Annotated in this window: 17 protein-coding genes and 1 pseudogene; 7 read left to right on the top strand and 11 right to left on the bottom strand. The window is 68.9% G+C overall.

Translation table 11 applies throughout. The features are described from left to right. Positions 1-69: 69 nt before the first annotated feature. Genes FHU31_RS04785 through FHU31_RS04750 form a run of 8 tightly spaced genes read right to left on the bottom strand, consistent with a single transcriptional unit; the run spans position 70 to position 6,546 of the window. Positions 70-978, bottom strand: coding sequence for a LysR family transcriptional regulator (locus FHU31_RS04785; RefSeq protein WP_337788392.1), 909 nt, complete (start codon positions 976-978; stop codon positions 70-72). Position 979: 1 nt separating this feature from the next. Continuing rightward, the gene (xylB, locus tag FHU31_RS04780) at positions 980-2,383 is read right to left on the bottom strand and encodes a xylulokinase (RefSeq protein ID WP_167156342.1); all 1,404 of its coding nucleotides are present in this window, start codon (positions 2,381-2,383) and stop codon (positions 980-982) included. Positions 2,384-2,395: 12 nt separating this feature from the next. Continuing rightward, positions 2,396-2,797 (bottom strand): hypothetical protein, encoded by a 402-nt coding sequence (locus FHU31_RS04775; protein ID WP_090358787.1) that lies wholly within the window; start codon positions 2,795-2,797, stop codon positions 2,396-2,398. Between the two features lie 3 nt (positions 2,798-2,800). After that, positions 2,801-4,024, bottom strand: coding sequence for an O-succinylhomoserine sulfhydrylase (locus FHU31_RS04770; RefSeq protein ID WP_167156340.1), 1,224 nt, complete (start codon positions 4,022-4,024; stop codon positions 2,801-2,803). Positions 4,025-4,069: 45 nt separating this feature from the next. After that, positions 4,070-4,489 (bottom strand): rhodanese-like domain-containing protein, encoded by a 420-nt coding sequence (locus FHU31_RS04765; protein ID WP_167156338.1) that lies wholly within the window; start codon positions 4,487-4,489, stop codon positions 4,070-4,072. 43 nt (positions 4,490-4,532) lie between these two features. Continuing rightward, a complete protein-coding gene (locus FHU31_RS04760; RefSeq protein WP_263987987.1) occupies positions 4,533-4,970 on the bottom strand; it encodes an Rv0361 family membrane protein in 438 nt (145 codons plus the stop codon). After that, positions 4,967-6,196 (bottom strand): formate-dependent phosphoribosylglycinamide formyltransferase, encoded by a 1,230-nt coding sequence (purT, locus tag FHU31_RS04755; RefSeq protein ID WP_167156336.1) that lies wholly within the window; start codon positions 6,194-6,196, stop codon positions 4,967-4,969. The genes FHU31_RS04760 and purT overlap by 4 nt, the downstream gene beginning before the upstream one ends. A gap of 23 nt (positions 6,197-6,219) precedes the next feature. Next, entirely contained in the window at positions 6,220-6,546 is a 327-nt protein-coding gene (locus FHU31_RS04750) for a UBP-type zinc finger domain-containing protein (protein ID WP_409371222.1), read from the bottom strand. 62 nt (positions 6,547-6,608) lie between these two features. Between FHU31_RS04750 and FHU31_RS04745 the strand changes: the two genes are divergently transcribed. After that, positions 6,609-8,204: a Na+/H+ antiporter gene (locus tag FHU31_RS04745; RefSeq protein ID WP_167156333.1), complete on the top strand. Its 1,596-nt coding sequence runs from the start codon at positions 6,609-6,611 to the stop codon at positions 8,202-8,204. Here FHU31_RS04745 and FHU31_RS04740 read toward each other — a convergent pair. Beyond that, positions 8,191-8,658 (bottom strand): MarR family winged helix-turn-helix transcriptional regulator, encoded by a 468-nt coding sequence (locus FHU31_RS04740; protein ID WP_167156331.1) that lies wholly within the window; start codon positions 8,656-8,658, stop codon positions 8,191-8,193. The two genes, FHU31_RS04745 and FHU31_RS04740, sit on opposite strands and share 14 nt — an antisense overlap. A 50-nt stretch (positions 8,659-8,708) precedes the next feature. Between FHU31_RS04740 and FHU31_RS04735 the strand changes: the two genes are divergently transcribed. The 6 genes and pseudogenes from FHU31_RS04735 (at position 8,709) to FHU31_RS04715 (ending at position 14,757) form a co-directional block, all read left to right on the top strand. Beyond that, positions 8,709-10,691 carry an MMPL family transporter gene (locus tag FHU31_RS04735; RefSeq protein WP_167156329.1) on the top strand — a complete coding sequence of 661 codons (1,983 nt, stop codon included), beginning with the start codon at positions 8,709-8,711 and terminating at the stop codon, positions 10,689-10,691. Between the two features lie 9 nt (positions 10,692-10,700). Next, positions 10,701-11,456 (top strand): 5'-methylthioadenosine/adenosylhomocysteine nucleosidase, encoded by a 756-nt coding sequence (locus tag FHU31_RS04730; protein ID WP_167156328.1) that lies wholly within the window; start codon positions 10,701-10,703, stop codon positions 11,454-11,456. A gap of 56 nt (positions 11,457-11,512) precedes the next feature. Next, positions 11,513-12,769: a cytochrome P450 gene (locus tag FHU31_RS04725; protein WP_167156326.1), complete on the top strand. Its 1,257-nt coding sequence runs from the start codon at positions 11,513-11,515 to the stop codon at positions 12,767-12,769. A gap of 7 nt (positions 12,770-12,776) precedes the next feature. Further along, a complete protein-coding gene (locus FHU31_RS04720) occupies positions 12,777-12,968 on the top strand; it encodes a ferredoxin (protein WP_167160633.1) in 192 nt (63 codons plus the stop codon). Between the two features lie 231 nt (positions 12,969-13,199). Next, positions 13,200-13,499: pseudogene (locus FHU31_RS31410) on the top strand (DUF222 domain-containing protein); the annotation flags it as partial. 64 nt (positions 13,500-13,563) lie between these two features. Next, positions 13,564-14,757, top strand: a complete 1,194-nt coding sequence (locus FHU31_RS04715; protein ID WP_234901137.1) for an HNH endonuclease signature motif containing protein — start codon at positions 13,564-13,566, stop codon at positions 14,755-14,757. A 9-nt stretch (positions 14,758-14,766) separates the two neighbouring features. Here FHU31_RS04715 and FHU31_RS04710 read toward each other — a convergent pair whose 3' ends face one another. Continuing rightward, positions 14,767-15,432, bottom strand: coding sequence for a hypothetical protein (locus FHU31_RS04710; protein ID WP_167156324.1), 666 nt, complete (start codon positions 15,430-15,432; stop codon positions 14,767-14,769). A gap of 304 nt (positions 15,433-15,736) precedes the next feature. Further along, entirely contained in the window at positions 15,737-15,940 is a 204-nt protein-coding gene (locus tag FHU31_RS04705) for a cold-shock protein (protein WP_090358761.1), read from the bottom strand. Positions 15,941-15,973: the final 33 nt, after the last annotated feature.

Genomic DNA, 15,973 nt, shown 5'->3' with positions numbered 1-15,973 from the left:
ATGTAAGGAAAACGCCGACGGCCGGTCACCGGAAGTTCGATGTTTTGATGGATTGATAACCGCTGTTTATCAGCGTGGTGGATCGTCCGGGGTGTCGCCGAAGCTCCAATGCGCCTGCACGTGCCTGACCAGCGCATCCGCCTGGGGAGACAGGGCCGCCGGATTCCACGCCAGCGCCGTGTGGCTCGGCGGCCGGTCTGTTATCGGCACGTAAACGATGCCGGGGCGGTCATAGAACCGGGCCACCGACGAGGTGGTGAAACTGATGCCCAGGCCCCGCGCGATCGACGTCGTCTCGGCCTCGTACGTCGCGGCGACCGCGGCGATGGTCGGCGGCCGGTTCCCGCGGACATCCATCGCCAGCCAGTAATCCCGCCACGGGCCGGCCGTCAGCGGTGCGCACACGATCGGGTCGTCGAGCAGTTCGGCGATCCCCACCTCATGCCGACCGGCCAGCGGATGATCCCTGGGCAGGCAGGCCACCCAGGATTCGGAATCCAGGATCAGCATCCGATGTTCGGGAAGATCCACCGGCGGCCTGATCAGCGCCACCTCGGTGGCACCCGAGGACAAACCCGCGGTCGGGTCGGCGAAATCGAACTCGATCGGCTCGACGCTGACCTCGGGATAGGCGGCCTCGAAATGGCGCACGATGCGGAAGAGCAGGTCGGCGCCGGTGCCGATCAGATATCCCAGCCGCAGCCGGCCCTGGCGGGTACCCGACAACGTCACCAGGTTGTCCACCACCGCGTCCACCCCGGCCAGGGCCTGCTGCACCTGCGGCAGCCAGGCCGCCCCCAGATCGGTGAGCGCGACCTCCCGGGTGCTGCGGGTGAACAGCACCACCCCGAACGCCTGCTCCAGCGCTTTGATCGCGGTGGACAGTGCCGGCTGGGTGATGAACAGGCGCTCGGCGGCGCGGCGGTAGTTCAACTCCTCGCCCAGGGCGGCGAAGTAGCGCAACTGCCGCAGCGTCACTTCACTCACGGCGGCCGGCCGGCACCGAGGACGTGAGGTCGCGGACCTCGGCATACCGTGCCCGCACCGCGGGCACGACGTCGGCCTCGTAGCGCGCGGCGGCCGGTGGGTTCCACTCCGGCAGCGAACCGGTCAGCGCCCACGCGGCCTGGCGCGCCGCGCCGAGCGCGACGTATTCGGCCGGGTCCGGCACCTGCACGGGGACACCGAAGACGGTGGGTGCGATCTCACGCAACGCCTGCGATCTGGCGCCACCACCGACCAGCAACACCCGCCGCGCCGGCACCCCCAGATCGGTGAGGTGGTCGAGCCCGTCGGCCAGCGCGCACAGCAGACCTTCCACCGCGGCCCGGGCCAGGTTGGCGGCGGTGGCATTGCCCACCCGCAGGCCGTGCACCGCACCGGTCGCGTCGGGACGGTTGGGCGTCCGCTCCCCTTCCAGGTACGGCACCAGCACCAGGCCGTCGCTGCCAGGCGGGGCCGAACAGGCCAGCCGGGACAGCTCGTCGTGGTCGACACGCAGCAGGGTGGCCGCGGCATCGAGCACCCGTGCCCCGTTGAGCGTGCACACCAGCGGCAGGTGCCGGCCGGTCCCGTCGGCGAAACCGGCGACGAATCCTTCGGCGTCCCTGACCGGGACCGCGGCGACCGCCGAGACCACCCCCGAGGTGCCGATCGAGACGATGACGTCCCCCTCGACGGCTCCCAAACCCATTGCGGCAGCGGCATTGTCGCCCAATCCGGCGCCGAACACCCGGCCTGCGGCCGCGATGCCGTCTCCGGGTGCCAGCACCCGCGGGAGGGCGGGGCGGCGGCCACGCAGGGCCAGCTCCAGAAGATCGGTGCGGTACTCGCCGGTGCCGGCGTCGTAGTAGCCGGTGCCGCTGGCATCGCTGCGGTCGGTGACGACGGCGGCCGGATCGGTCTGGCCACCCAACCGCCAGCTCAGCCAGTCGTGCGGCAGGCACACCGTGGCGGTGCGGTCGGCGGCGGCCGGTTCGTGGTCGGCCAGCCAACGCAGTTTGGACACCGTGATGGCCGCCAACGGCACCACGCCGACCGCGTCGGCCCAGGCCTGCGGCCCGCCGAGCTCGGTCACCAGATCCGCTGCCGCCGGCGCCGAACGGGTGTCGTTCCACAGCAGCGCGGGCCGCACCACCTGACCCTGTTCGTCCAGGCACACCATGCCGTGCTGCTGCGCACCGACCGATACCGCGGAGACGTCATCGAGCCCGCCGGCGTCTGCGATGGCCACCCCGGCAGCGGATTCCCATGCCGACGGCTCGATTTCGGTACCGTCGGGATGACGGGCCCGCCCCTCCCGCACGACACGTCCGGTGTCGGCGTCGCAGACGATCACCTTGCAGGACTGCGTGGAGGAGTCGATTCCCGCGATGAGGGCCATGGGTTGCAGACCCTAGCCGAACTCCGGGACCGGGTCACCGTTCCGGTAGTCCTCGATCACCTGCAGGTGCTCGAACAGCTGGTCGTGGGTGAACGGGTGCTGCGTCGTGGTGCCGACCAGGACCACCCGCACGATCGCGCCGTCCTCGGTGGCGTCCAGCCACAGTGACGTCACCGGCAGCCCGTCGGCGACCTGCGCCCCGGACGGCTCGAAGAACCAGACCGCATAGTCGTCGTTGGATTCTTCCTCGTCAAAGATCCAGCCGCGTAAGGTGATTCGCTCGTCGAACTCGGCGAGGTCGGCCACCACCGCATCCTCGATGGCCGCCACCTGCTCGAAGGCCGCGGTGGAGATCCGATGGGCGGCCTGACGCTTCTTGCGGCGGGCCTTCTTCGCTGCGTTGTCCCGTGACACCGCTCAGCCCAGCGCCCGGTCCAGATCCGCGATCAGGTCCTCGGTCCCTTCCAGGCCGACCGAGATGCGCACCACCCCGTCACCCAGGCCGATGGCGGCCCGGCCCTCCGGCCCCATCGCGCGGTGCGTGGTGGTGGCCGGGTGGGTGATCAGCGATTTGGCGTCGCCCAGGTTGTTGGAGATGTCGATGACCTGGAGTTTGTCGAGCACCTCGAAGGCGCGATCCTTCGCAGATCCATGCTTTCCGGCGGCCAACTCGAAGGTGACCACGGTCCCGCCGCCGCGCATCTGCCGTTTGGCCAGGTCGAATTGCGGATGTGATTCCAGGAACGGGTATCTCACCCAGTTCACCCCGGCCTGGCCTTCCAGAAATTCGGCGATGCGCTGCGCAGACCGGTTCGAGTAGTCCACCCGGACGGCCAGCGTCTCAAGGCCTTTCAGCAGGATCCAGGCGTTGAACGCGCTGATCGCCGGGCCGGTGTGGCGCATCAGCTTCTGCACCGGCCCGTCGATGTACTCCTTGTCGCCCAGGATCGCACCGCCCAGCACCCGGCCCTGGCCGTCGATGTGCTTGGTGCCCGAATACACCACCACGTCCGCACCCAGCGGCATGCCCTGCTGCAGCAACGGGGTGGCGAAGACGTTGTCCAGCACCACCTTCGCGCCGGCAGCATGCGCCAGTTCGGAGACCGCGGCGATATCCACCAGCGACTGCATCGGGTTGGACGGGGTCTCGAAGAACACGGCCTGGGTGGGCTTGCTCAGGGCTTCCTCCCACTGCGAGAGGTCTTCGCCGTCCACGAACACCGTCTCGACACCCCAGCGCGGCAGGATCTCGTTACACACCACGAAACAGGACCCGAACAGGCTGCGGGCAGCCACCAGCCGATCCCCCGCACCCAACAGCGCGCCGAGCGCGGTGAAGACCGCCGCCATCCCGGTGGCCGTGGCGAAGGCCGCCGGGGCATCCTCGATGAGCCGCAGCCGCTCCTCGAACATCGAGATGGTGGGGTTGCCGTAGCGCGAGTACACGTACCGGTCGATCTCACCGGTGAACGCCTGCTCCGCACTCGCCGCCGACTCGTAGACATAACCGGAGGTGAGATAGAGGGCTTCCGCGGTCTCCTCGAAACCCGACCGCAGCAGCCCGCCGCGGACACCGATGGTGGCCTGGCTGACGCCGTCGGGCAGGGCCGCCGGAATCCGGACCGATGGAACCTCACTCATGAACTGACCCTCGCTCTGTTGTGCACTCTGTCGCTACGTCTGTCGCTACGTCTGTTTCCAAGGCAGGCCGACCGCTTTCCAGCCGGTTGCGCCCCGGTGGCCGTTCTCGTCGAGATTGCCCTCGAATCCGTCGAGCACGTTGTACGACGGCGCGATACCGGCTTCGGTGGCGGCGACGGCCGCGCCGATGGACCGGTTCCCGGACCGGCACAGGAAGATCACCGGGCGCTCGCCGGGCGTGACACCCGCACCGGTCAGATCGTCGAGGAAGCCGTCGTTGTGTGAGCCGTTGCTCTTGTTCCACTCGACGTAGACCACATCGCGCCGCAGCTCGGCCAGATCAGGCACCCCCACGAAACGCCATTCCGCCTCGGTGCGACAGTCGACCAGAACGGCGCTGGGGTCGTCGGCCAGCAGCTTCCAGGCTTCCTGCGGCGTGATGTCTCCTGCGTAGGGTGTGGACACACCTCACACCGTAGTAGCGCGTGGTCCGCACGGGTAACAAGGGTTAGCCCGGAGTCGCCGAGCAGATCTTCCACGACCCGTCCTCGCGGACGAGTACCAGATCGGCGCCGACCAAGGTGTCCGGCGCGTTGTTGAAGTGGTAGGTCGCCTTGGCGGTGGCGCGATCGCCGTTCACCACCACATTGCCGACGCCGTCCACATAGCGTTCTCCGCGCGTGGCCGCTGAATTACGTTGCCGGGCAAGGACGTCATCCTGCGTGCCCTGCTGTTCCTTGCAGGTGTACTTCACGAAATCCTGGTAGTCCTGCCGCTGCAGGGCGTCGTTCTGACCCGATACGGCAGTGCCGATCTGTTCGGGATCCCCGCCACCGCTCTGGCGGTTCAGCACAAAAATCACGGTGATCACAATGACGATGATGACGAGCGCGCCCAGGAAGGGGGCGGCGGTCGGTCGGTCCTGCTGGTCGTCCTGGTCGCTCACGACTGCCAGAGCTTACGCAGCACATGCGAGGTGCGCTGCGCGCGGTCCCGGGCCACCGTCACATCGGGTGCGGTCGCCAGGGCGGCGCCCAGCCGGTACCGGCCGTCGGACTCGTCGAGCCGGTTGAACAGGCGGACGTCGCTCTCGGCCACCGCCAGCGCTTCGGCCAGGACGGCGAGCATCTCCCCCGGGTCCGCGGGTTGGGTGGTCGTATCGGCGCCGCCGTAGGCCACCTCCGCCGCGCCGGGCGACACCATGATGGTGTCCACCGACAGGCCGAGTACCGCGCGGGCATGAAGTTCGAACTCGGACAACCGCTGGGTGCGCGCCGTCAGCAGGCCGGTGTCGTCCGGGCGGGGCCGCACCGTGGCGAAGTACACCTCGTCACCGCGGACCAGCAGATCCACCCCGAAGACCCCGCGCCCGCCCAGTGAATTCACGATGCGGGCCGCGATCGACTTGGCCGCGTCCAGCGCGGCGGGCGACAACCGGTGCGGCTGCCAGGTGGACAGGGTGCCGTCCTCGGCGGTGCGGCGCCCGATCACCTCGCAGAAATGGACGGCCGGTCCGGTCGGCCCGGTGGTGCGGACCGTCAGCAGCGTCACCTCGTCGTCCACGTCGACCACCGTCTCGGCCATCACCCGGTTGTGGGTGGTGTGCCCGGCGGCGACCGCGCGGTTCCAGGCCGGCTCGACGTCTTCGGCGCGCAGCAGCACCGATACGCCGTCGCCGGGGGCGCCCTGCACCGGTGTCACGGTGAGCGGGAAACCGGCGTGCTCGGCGACGGTGGCCAATTCGGCGGCCGACCCGGCGAACCAGAACGGCGCGGTGGGCAAGCCGAGCTCATCGGCGGCCAGCCGGCGAAGACCCTCGCGATCCAGGCTCAGGCGAGTGGCCTCGGGGGTCGGGAAGACCATCGGGACGTGCTGCACACCGTCGGTGGCGACAGCCAGCGCGTCGGTGGCGACCACACCCGATTCGACCACCACGAAATGCGGCTGTTCCTTGGCGATCACCGCGGCCAGCGCGTCCCGATCGTTCATCTTGACCACCAGGGCACGGTCGGCGACCAGGTGCGCGGGTGCGTCCGCGTACCGATCCACCGCGACCACCGAGGCGCCCAGCCGCTGAAAAGCCAGCGCCAGTTCGCGACTCGTTTCACCCGAGCCGAGCAGCATCACGATGGGTGCCGGGCCGGGAACCGGGGCGTTCTTCGCGTCAGTCATTGCCCACCCAGCCTGCCAGATCGTCAGCCCAACCGGATATCGATGTAGCACCAACGCCAGGATTCACCCGGTTCGGCCGAGCGCATCACGGCATGTCCGGTCTGGTGGAAATGCGCCGAGGCGTGCTGGAGCGGGCTGGAATCACAGCAGCCGACATGACCACAGGTCAGACACATCCGCAGATGCGCCCACGCGTGCTCGCCATCGGCTTCGCATTCCTGGCAACGTCCCGGGGTGACGGGCTCCGGCTCTACGATGCCCACCGCGGCCTGAAGATGCTCACACGAGCGGGAGGCAGTGGCTCCGGCGGCCGCAGGAGTTCCCGCCGCGCGCCGACGTGATCTCTTCAGCATATTGATCAAGGATACGGGCGGGCGAACACGCGCACCGTCCGGCAAGGGGGGTTCGCGGTATGGAAGGCACACTGCTGGCGGTGCTGGCGGCGGCGGTGCTGCTGGCGGGTGTCAGCCGCCGCTTCGACGTGTCGGCCCCGCTGGCCCTGGTGGTGGCCGGGCTGGCGGCCAGCGCCATCCCGGGCTTCGGCTCCGTCGAGCTGGACCCCGAGCTGGTGCTCAACGTCATCCTGCCGCCGTTGTTGTGGTCGGCCGGTTTGGAGAGCAGCTACGTCACCATGCGCCAGCACATCCGGCCGATCGGCTTGCTGGCCGTGGGCCTGCCGCTGGCGACGACGCTGGCCGTCGGGTTCGTCGCGTTCCATACCGTGCCGGAGCTGACCGTCGCCGCGGCGCTGACCTTGGGGGCGATCGTGGCGCCGCCCGACGCGGTGTCGGCGACGGCGGTCGGCCGCCGGCTCGGGCTGCCCCGGCAGATCATGACGCTGCTCGGCGGGGAGAGCCTGCTCAACGACGCCACCGCCCTGACCGCCTACAAGGTGGCGCTGGCGGCGGCGATCGGGGCGTCGGCGACCTGGGGCTCGGGGCTGGCCACGTTCGGGCTGGCGGTGGCCGGCGGACTCGTGGTCGGGCTGGCCGTGGGTTGGGTGATCGCGTTCATCCGGCACCGGCTGGACGACCCGCTGGTGGAGAGCGCCATCGGGCTCATCGCCCCGTTCGTCATCTATCTGCTGGCCGAGGAGATCCACGGCTCCGGTGTGCTGGCGGTCGTGGTCGCCGCCCTCATCCTCGGGCAGCGCTCGACGGAGGCCGGTTACGCCACCCGACTGCAGGATGACGCCGTGTGGAAGGCGCTGCAGCTCATCCTGGAATCGTTCGCCTTCCTGCTGATCGGGCTGCAACTGCCCGAGGTGGTGCACGAGCTCACCGGCATCTCGTTCGTCACGATCGCCGTGTCCTCGGTCTCGGTGCTGGCGACGGTGATCGCGGTGCGCATCGCCTGGGTGTTCGTGTTCGCCTACACGCCGCGGCTGCTGATCAAACGGGTCCGCGAGAACGAACCGCGCCCCGGGCCCGCCGAGGTCTTCGTCCTGGCGTGGGCCGGGATGCGCGGCGTGGTGTCACTGGCCGCGGCGTTCGGTGTGCCGCTCACGACACTCAGCGGGGACCCGTTCCCGGGCCGCCCGCAACTGGTGTTCCTCACGTTCGTGGTGGTGGTCGGCACCCTGCTGCTGCACGGCCTGACCCTGCCCTGGGTGATCCGGCACTTCTGCGTGCGCGGTGATGACGAACAGCAGGACGCCCTCGCCGAGGCCGCCGCACAGGACAAGGCGGCCAGGGCGGCCGCCGAGCGGCTCGACGAACTCCTCGAAGAGCAGCGCGCCGGCGGTAACGCCATGCGCGACGGTGCCGCGGCGGTCCTGCACAAATGGAACACCGCCCGGCGCAACTCGGCCTGGGAGCGATTGGGACGCAGTGAGGAAGAGCTCGGCGAGAGCCCGGCCTCGGCGTTCCGTCGGCTGCGGCTGGAGATGCTGGCCGCCGAACGCGCGACGTTCATCGCCGAGCGCGACGCCGGGAACATCGACGACGAGGTGCTGCGCTCGGTGTTGCGCGGGCTGGACCTGGAAGAGGCGACGCTCAACCGCCGCTGAACTCCTGCATGGCGCCGACGAGCGCGGTGAGCACCCGATGAGCCGCCTCCAGGTCCGCATCGGGCAGGTCGGCCAGGGCACGTGAGTTGAGCTGGGCCAGCGGGGCGAAGAACTTCCGGCCGACGGTCAGGCCGTGCTCGTCGTGGCGCAGGATCACCTTTCGCCGGTCGGCGGGATCGATATCGCGGCGCAGGTGCCCGGAGGCGATCATCCGCTCCACCAGGTAGGTGATGGCCGCACCCGAGGTCCCGAGCAGCTTGCGCAGATCCCCGGCGGTCAGCGGGGTTCCCGCGGATTCGGCCACCATGATGTGCAGGAGCGCCCGAAAGTCATTGGCGCCCAGGTCGTGCTGACTCGCGAAGGAACGGCCGATCTGTTCGGACTCGGCGGTCAGTGCCCGCGCGTCCGCCGCGATCTGGGCTTCCAGATCGGCGCGGTGGCGCTGCGGTGGCATGCGCGGATCATACAGTTGATTAATAGTTAAGTATCTGAAATATTTTGTGTATGTCTGCTCGCCTCTCGTGGGCCCTGGCCCTGATCGTCGTGGTCACCTCCGGTGCCCTGATGGCCCTGCTCGGTGCGGGCGATTCCGCATCGCAGTCACCGGTGTCCGTCCCGGCCGCCGCCGAATCGGCCCGCGCAGACGCACTGCGGGCCGACTTCCCGGGCGGTGATCGCGTTCCGGCGATCATCGTGGTGACGCGCACGGACGGGGCGGTGCTGTCCGCGGCCGATATCACCGCCGCCGGCGCCGGGGCACGCGTCTCCGAGGACGGTAAGGCTGCCGTGGTGGTCGCGCCGCTGCCCGCGGACTTGTCCGGCTTCGCACTCAACGACGCGGTGCGCGACCTGCGCGCCGAGACCGCCAAGCGCTTGCCGCCAGGTCTGCAGGCACAGGTCACCGGCGGCCCCGCGTTCGGCGCCGATATCGCCAATTCCTTTGCCGGAGCCAATATCACGCTCCTGGCCGTGACCGCGACGGTGGTGGCGTTGCTGCTCATCATCACCTACCGCTCGCCGGTGCTGTGGCTGGTACCGCTGCTGGTCATCGCCTTCGCCGACCGGGTGGGCAGCGTCGTGGGGTCGGCGGTGGCCTCGGGCGTGGGGCTCAGCCCGGACGGATCCACCGGCGGTATCACCAGCGTGCTGGTCTTCGGCGCGGGCACCAACTATGCGCTGCTGCTGATCTCGCGCTATCGCGAGGAACTGCACGTACGCGAAGACCACCGCGACGCGCTGCGCGTGGCACTGCGCGCCGCCGCCCCGGCCATCCTGGCCAGTAACGCCACCGTGGTGCTGGCCCTGCTGACCCTGCTGTTCGCGTCGGCGCCGAGCAACCGCAGCCTCGGTGTGCAGTCCGCCGCCGGTTTGGTGGTCGCAGCAGTCTTCGTGCTGCTGGTGCTGCCCCCACTGCTGGGGTTGTGCGGGCGCAAGCTGTTCTGGCCGTTCGTCCCGACGACCGGGTCGCATGCCAAACCGCTTACCGAGAGCGGTATCTGGCACCGCATCGCCGCCGGGGTGGCCCGCCGACCGGCCGTGGTCGCGACGGTGGCCCTGGCCGGCCTGGCCGCCCTGTGCGCCGGGCTGTTCACCACCCCGGTCGGGTTGTCCCAGACCCAGCAGTTCCGGGTGCAGGCCGAATCGGTGGCCGGGTACGACACCCTGGCCGCCCATTTCCCCGGTGGACTGACCGATCCCACCCGCGTCATCGGCCCCAGCGCCTCGGCCGACGCGATCCAGCGCGCCATCGCGGGCACCCCGGGCGTGACGTCGGTCCTCCCTGCGGGACAGTCGAACACGGGGTTGACACAATGGTCGGTGGTGCTCGACGCCGCGCCCGCCTCCTCGAAGGCGTTCACCATCGTTGACGCCCTTCGCGATTCGGTGCACCGCGTGGACGGCGCCGCAGTGGTGGGCGGCTCGGATGCCCAGGCCCGCGACACCGCCGCGGCGGCCCAGCGAGACCGACTGGTGGTGATCCCGGCGATCCTGGCCGTGGTGCTGGCGGTGCTGTTCGTCCTGCTGCGCTCGATGCTGGCGCCGGTGCTCCTGGTGGCGGTGACGGTGCTCAGTGCGTTGGCGGCGCTGGGCCTCGGCGGCTGGGCCAGCGTGCACCTGTTCGGATTCCCCGCGCTGGACAACGGAACCCCGCTGTTCGCCTTCCTGTTCCTGGTGGCGCTGGGTGTGGACTACACCATCTTCCTGGTCACCCGCGCACACGAGGAGACCCCGGCCTTCGGCAACCGGCAGGGCATCGTGCGGGCGGTGTCGGCGACCGGTGCCGTGATCACCAGCGCGGGCATCGTGCTGGCCGCGGTGTTCTGCGTGCTCGGGGTCCTGCCGCTGATCGTGCTGACCCAGCTGGGCATCATCGTCGGCCTGGGCATCCTGCTGGACACGTTCGTGGTGCGCACCGTCATCATCCCGGCGCTGTTCACCCTGATCGGGCCGCGCATCTGGTGGCCGGGACTGCACGCCGACCGATAGCGTGGCGGTATGACGATTGGCGTGTTGTGCGCGATCCCGGACGAGCTGGCCAGTTTCGCCGAACTCATGGGGGACGTCGTGCACACCGAGATGGCGCAGTGGACGTTCGCCGCCGGATCCATCGACGGGCATCGCGTGGTGGCCGCCGAGTCCGGGATGGGCAAGGTGAACGCCGCGACCGCGACCACCCTGTTGATCAACAGGTTCGGCTGCGACGCCGTCATCTTCACCGGTGTCGCAGGCGGACTCAGCCCGGAACTGGCCATCGGCGATATCGTCGTCGCCGAGAAGATCGTGGCCATGGACTCCGGAATCATTGAAGAGGAACAGCTTTCGCTGTATCAGCCCGGACACGTACGGTTCTTCAACCCGACCGACGAACTCGGTTTCAGCGTGGACGAAAACCTGCTGGGCCGGGTGCAGCGCAAACTGTCCTCGGTCCTGCTTCCGTTTCTCGACGCCGAAGCCGGCGGACAAGACCGTGCACCGCTGATCACGTTCGGCACCATCGTGTCCGGCGATGCCTACCTGCACTGCGATGCCACCCGGATGCGCCTGCACCGTGATCTGGGCGGGTCGGCCATCGAGATGGAAGGCGCCGCGGTGGCCCAGGTCTGCGCCGCGTTCGGTGTGCCCTGGCTGGTGATACGCGCCCTGTCGGACCTCGCCGGACACGACCCAGATATCGACTTCACCCTGTACACCACCCAGGTTGCCCACGCTGCGGTGCACATCGTGCACTCCTTGCTGCCGATCCTCGCCTGACGGCCGTCGTCAACGCGCTGATCAAGGACTTTGTGTTCGGCGGGTAACGTCTGGTCATGACCCTCACCGAGGAGCCGAGACTGCCGGTGCACATGCGGCGCAACGGCTTCGACCCAACACCAGAACTGGCCGCCCTCCGGGATTCGGCGGGCGTGCAGTCCGTCACCGGCCCGCTGGGCAACCGGGCTTACCTGATCACCCGGCACGACGACGTCAAGGCCGTCCTCGCTGATCACGAGCACTTCTCCAACAGCCGACCGCCCGGTTTCACCCTGCCCGGGGCACCGGAGGTCTCGGTGGAGGAGCAGGCCAGTGCGCGGGCGGGCAATCTGCTGGCGCAGGATCCGCCGGAGCATCAACGGCTGCGCCGATTCCTCACCCCGGAGTTCACCATCCGCCGGATGAAGCGGCTGGAGCCGCGGATCACCGAGATCGTCGACCAGCGGTTGGACGCGATGGCTGCGGCAGCGGCGCCAGTCGGGGGCGAGCGAAGCGACGGGGGATCAAGCACAGATCTGATCTCCGAATTCGCGCTGCCCATACCGTCGCTGGTGATCTGCGAGCTGCTCGGCGTGCCGTACGAGGACCGCGCCGACTTCCAGGAACGCTCGGGGCGCCAGCTCGACCTGTCGCTGCCGATCGCGCAGCGGATGACGTTGCAGCGCGAAAGCCGCGATTACATGCGGGGGCTGGTACTCACCGCTCGACGCACTCCCGGCGAGGACATCCTCGGCATGCTGATCCGCGAGCACGGCACCGAACTGACCGACGACGAACTGGTCGGCATCGCCGGTCTGCTGTTGCTGGCCGGCCACGAGACCACGTCGAACATGCTGGGGCTGGGCACGCTGGCGTTGCTGCGCCACCCTGACCAACTGGCGTTGATCCGCGACGATCCCGACGCCGTCGCACCCGCCATCGAGGAACTGCTGCGCTGGCTGTCGGTGGTACAGCACGCGATTCCGCGGTTCACCACCGCCGATGTCGAGGTGGCCGGGACAGTGATTCCGGCGGGCAACCTGGTGTTCGCCTCGCTGCCGTCGGGCAATCGGGACCCCGGGTTCGTCGCCGACCCCGATGTTCTCGACGTGCGCCGCGGCGCGCCGGGGCACCTCGCCTTCGGCCACGGCGTGCACCACTGCCTGGGTGCGCCGCTGGCCCGGATGGAGATGCGTATCGCGTTCCCGGCGTTGTTCCGCCGGTTTCCCGGACTGGAGCTGGCCGAGGATTTCGCCGATGTCGAATTCCGGTCGTTCCACTTCATCTACGGACTACGTTCGTTGGCAGTGACGTGGAGGGATGAGAAGGGGTGAGATGACCATGCATATCGATGCCGACCGCGACGCGTGTATCTCCGCGGGCAACTGCGTGATGGTGGCCGAGGCCGTGTTCGACCAGGACGAGGACGGCATCGTGGTGCTGCTCAATGACGAGGTGCCCGCCGGCGAAGAGGATCACGCCCGCGAGGCCGTCAAGCTCTGCCCGGCCGGCGCACTGCGCGAAGCGCCGTAGCTCTGGACAGTCGGTCCATCCTCGGCTCCGGCACGAATCGCACGAGAAGGATTGCACCACTTATTGTTTCGGCCACGGCGCGGTGGCGCAACTCGCCGATGCGTTCGACGAGAGACCGCTGCGGGCCCGACTGCCCGGAATCGAATCCTGGTGCGGGCGTGGAGTTGTGGATAACTTCGGGTCTGTGGATAACTTCCGTGCCGTGTCGGCGGGTCGTTGTAGTGTGAACATATGTTCGACTTGGGTGGCGTGGGGGATGCGGCGCTGATCGAGGCGTTGCGCGCCGCGACCCGGGCTGAGGCAGTGGCCGCGGCGCGGCGGTGGGCGATCATCGCCGCTCTGGTCGACTGGCACTGCAAGGACGAAGACGAAGCGCGGGCGTCTGCGGCGTTGGATGGGTGGGAGTACGCCGCCGCGGAAATATCGGCCGGCTGTGGGTTGTCCCGGGAGAGTGCGGCCGGGCAGATGCGCATCGCCCTCGCGTTGCGGGATCGGCTCCCGAAAGTGGGGGCCCTGCTCGAGCACGGGGAGATCTCGGCCAAAACCGCCGCCGCGATCACCTGGCGGACCCGGCTGGTCACCGATACCGGAGGCGTTGGCGTTGATCGACGCCGCGCTGGCCGGGGTTGCCCCGACGTTGGGGGTGCTCTCGCAGAAGAACACCGAGACCGCCATCGATGTGTGGATCGAGAAATTCGATCCGGTCGCGGTGCACTGCGCCCGCACCGCGGCCCGATCCCGGTGCATCGAGTTCGGGGCCCAGGAGGATCCCGCCGGCACCGTCGCGGTGTGGGGGCGGCTGCTGGCCACCGACGCCGCGGTGCTGCGGGCCCGGCTCACCGCCCTCGCCGCCACAGTCTGCGAGGGTGATCCGCGGACGGTCGGGCAGCGCCGCGCCGACGCCATGGGATTACTGGCCGTCGACCCGAACGCCGAGCGGCTGACGTGTCTGTGTGGGGAGCCCGGCTGCCCGGCCGCCGGGGTGGATCCCCGCTCAGCCGCGGTGACGGTCTACGTACTCACCGAGACAGTGCCGGGTGCGGCAACGGGTGTGGTTCCCGGTAATCCCGCGCCGGGGCCCGAGGATCCGCAACCAGGCCCCGATCCTGAGCCTGAACCCGACACCCCGGCGCGTGATCCCGGCGTGCACGGTGACGGCCTGCAGGGCCTGCGCGGCCCGGCCGCGGTGACCGGCACCCCGGGGGTCATCCCCGGTGGCGGTGTCGTGCCCGCCCCGCTGGTCGCTGAACTCGTCGCCACCGGCGCCCGGGTCACCACCCTCGCCGACACCAACGACCTCACCGCTGAGCCGCGGTACCGGCCCTCGGCGAAGCTGGCGGCCTGGGTCCGCACCCGCGACCTGACCTGTACTTTCCCCGGCTGTCACCGTGGCGCCCAGTACTGCGACCTCGACCACAGCGTGCCGTGGCCGGGTGGGGCCACCCACCCCGGAAATCTCGCCGCGCTGTGCCGTACCCATCACCTACTCAAAACCTTCGCCGGCTGGAGCACCGTCCAGCATCCCGACGGGACACACACCTGGACCAACTCCGCCGGGCATACCTACACCACGGTGCCGCTGACCCGGATCCTGTTCCCCGACAAACCCATTCACACCCCGGCGCCACCACCGACACCAGCCGCCACCGGCAGCGGCGTCGGGGGTCGGGGGCTGGCCATGCCCCGCCGCCGCCGCACCCGCGCCCACACCCACGCCGCCCGGATCAACGCCGAACGCCGCCTCAACCAACACACCCTCGAACAGAACGCGAAACCACCACCGTTCTGAGCGAACTCGTCACTCGATGGCGTCGGGCAGATGGATCACCCCGGAGCGTCCGAGCAGCATGACGCTGACCAACAGCACCCATACCGGGAAGACAAGCATCAGCCAGACGGACGTATCGGCGGCCACCAGAACGACCACCGCCGTGATGTAGGTGGTCCACACCAGCCAGTGGGGCATCACACCCGATTTGAGCCAGATCGTCGCCAACGAGATCATGAACACCGCGGCCATCCGCAGTGCGTAGGTCTTGCCGAGCGCGGTCAGCGCCATGGTGGCAAAGGCCACCACTTCCGCGCGCGCACCCGGATCTGTCACGTCAGTACTGCTGTGCGCCAAGCCGATTCCCACCGAGGTGGTGGCGAACACCATGGCCAGGAACAGCAGGCCCGCGCCCAGGAACACCGTGGAGAAGAACTTGTCCTCCACACCGGCGAACCCGTCACGCACCACCCCGATGAACCAGAGGAACGCGATCCCGGCGAACGGCATCAGCGCCGCCGCCGTTTTGAGGTGACCGCTGCCCGCCACCGTCCACTGGCTGCCGTGCGCACCGCCTTCCGGCACGGTGGTCCACAACAGCACCAAAGAGGCGGTGAACAGCACGGAGAACAGCACACCCGCGGCGGCCGCGGCCCGCGGGGTGGTCAGGCGGTGAAATTGAAGTGGCGTGCTCACCGCGTCATGTTCGCATCCCGCGGTGTGCGCTGCGGGCGAATCTACTTCTGCCGCAGACTCGCGAAATGCCGGGCGATGCCGTGGTGGCCGCAATGGCGGGTCCCGGCGACGGGCGCGGCGGTGCAGCCCGGGCTTCGGCACGCGCGATTCATATGAATCAAATTCAAGTAAGTCATCGATTTCCAGTCTTCACAATTCCATCGGCGGATACGCGTCGGTGGCGTGAATCGTCGATGACCATCAGGCAAGCGAGAAGGGCCGGCGCGGTCTCACCGCGCCGGCCCTCAGAAGCTCTGATTCTCGCTCAGATGAGCGAGACGCCTACCGCCTGCGGGCCTTTCGCGCCCTGCTCGACCTCGAACTGAACGCGAGCGTTCTCCTCGAGCGAGCGGTAACCGTTTCCGGTGATCTCGGAGTAGTGAACGAAAACGTCGGCAGCCCCACCATCGGGAGCGATGAAGCCGAAGCCTTTTTCACTGTTGAACCATTTCACAGTGCCCTGTGCCATTGAACTTACTTCCCTCATTTACAAGCGCGTCAA

It is taken from the genome of Mycolicibacterium fluoranthenivorans (assembly GCF_011758805.1).
Taxonomy (GTDB): Bacteria; Actinomycetota; Actinomycetes; order Mycobacteriales; family Mycobacteriaceae; genus Mycobacterium; species Mycobacterium fluoranthenivorans.
The sequence above is the reverse complement of the archived record's forward strand: the minus strand, read 5'-3'. Positions and strand labels throughout refer to the sequence as shown.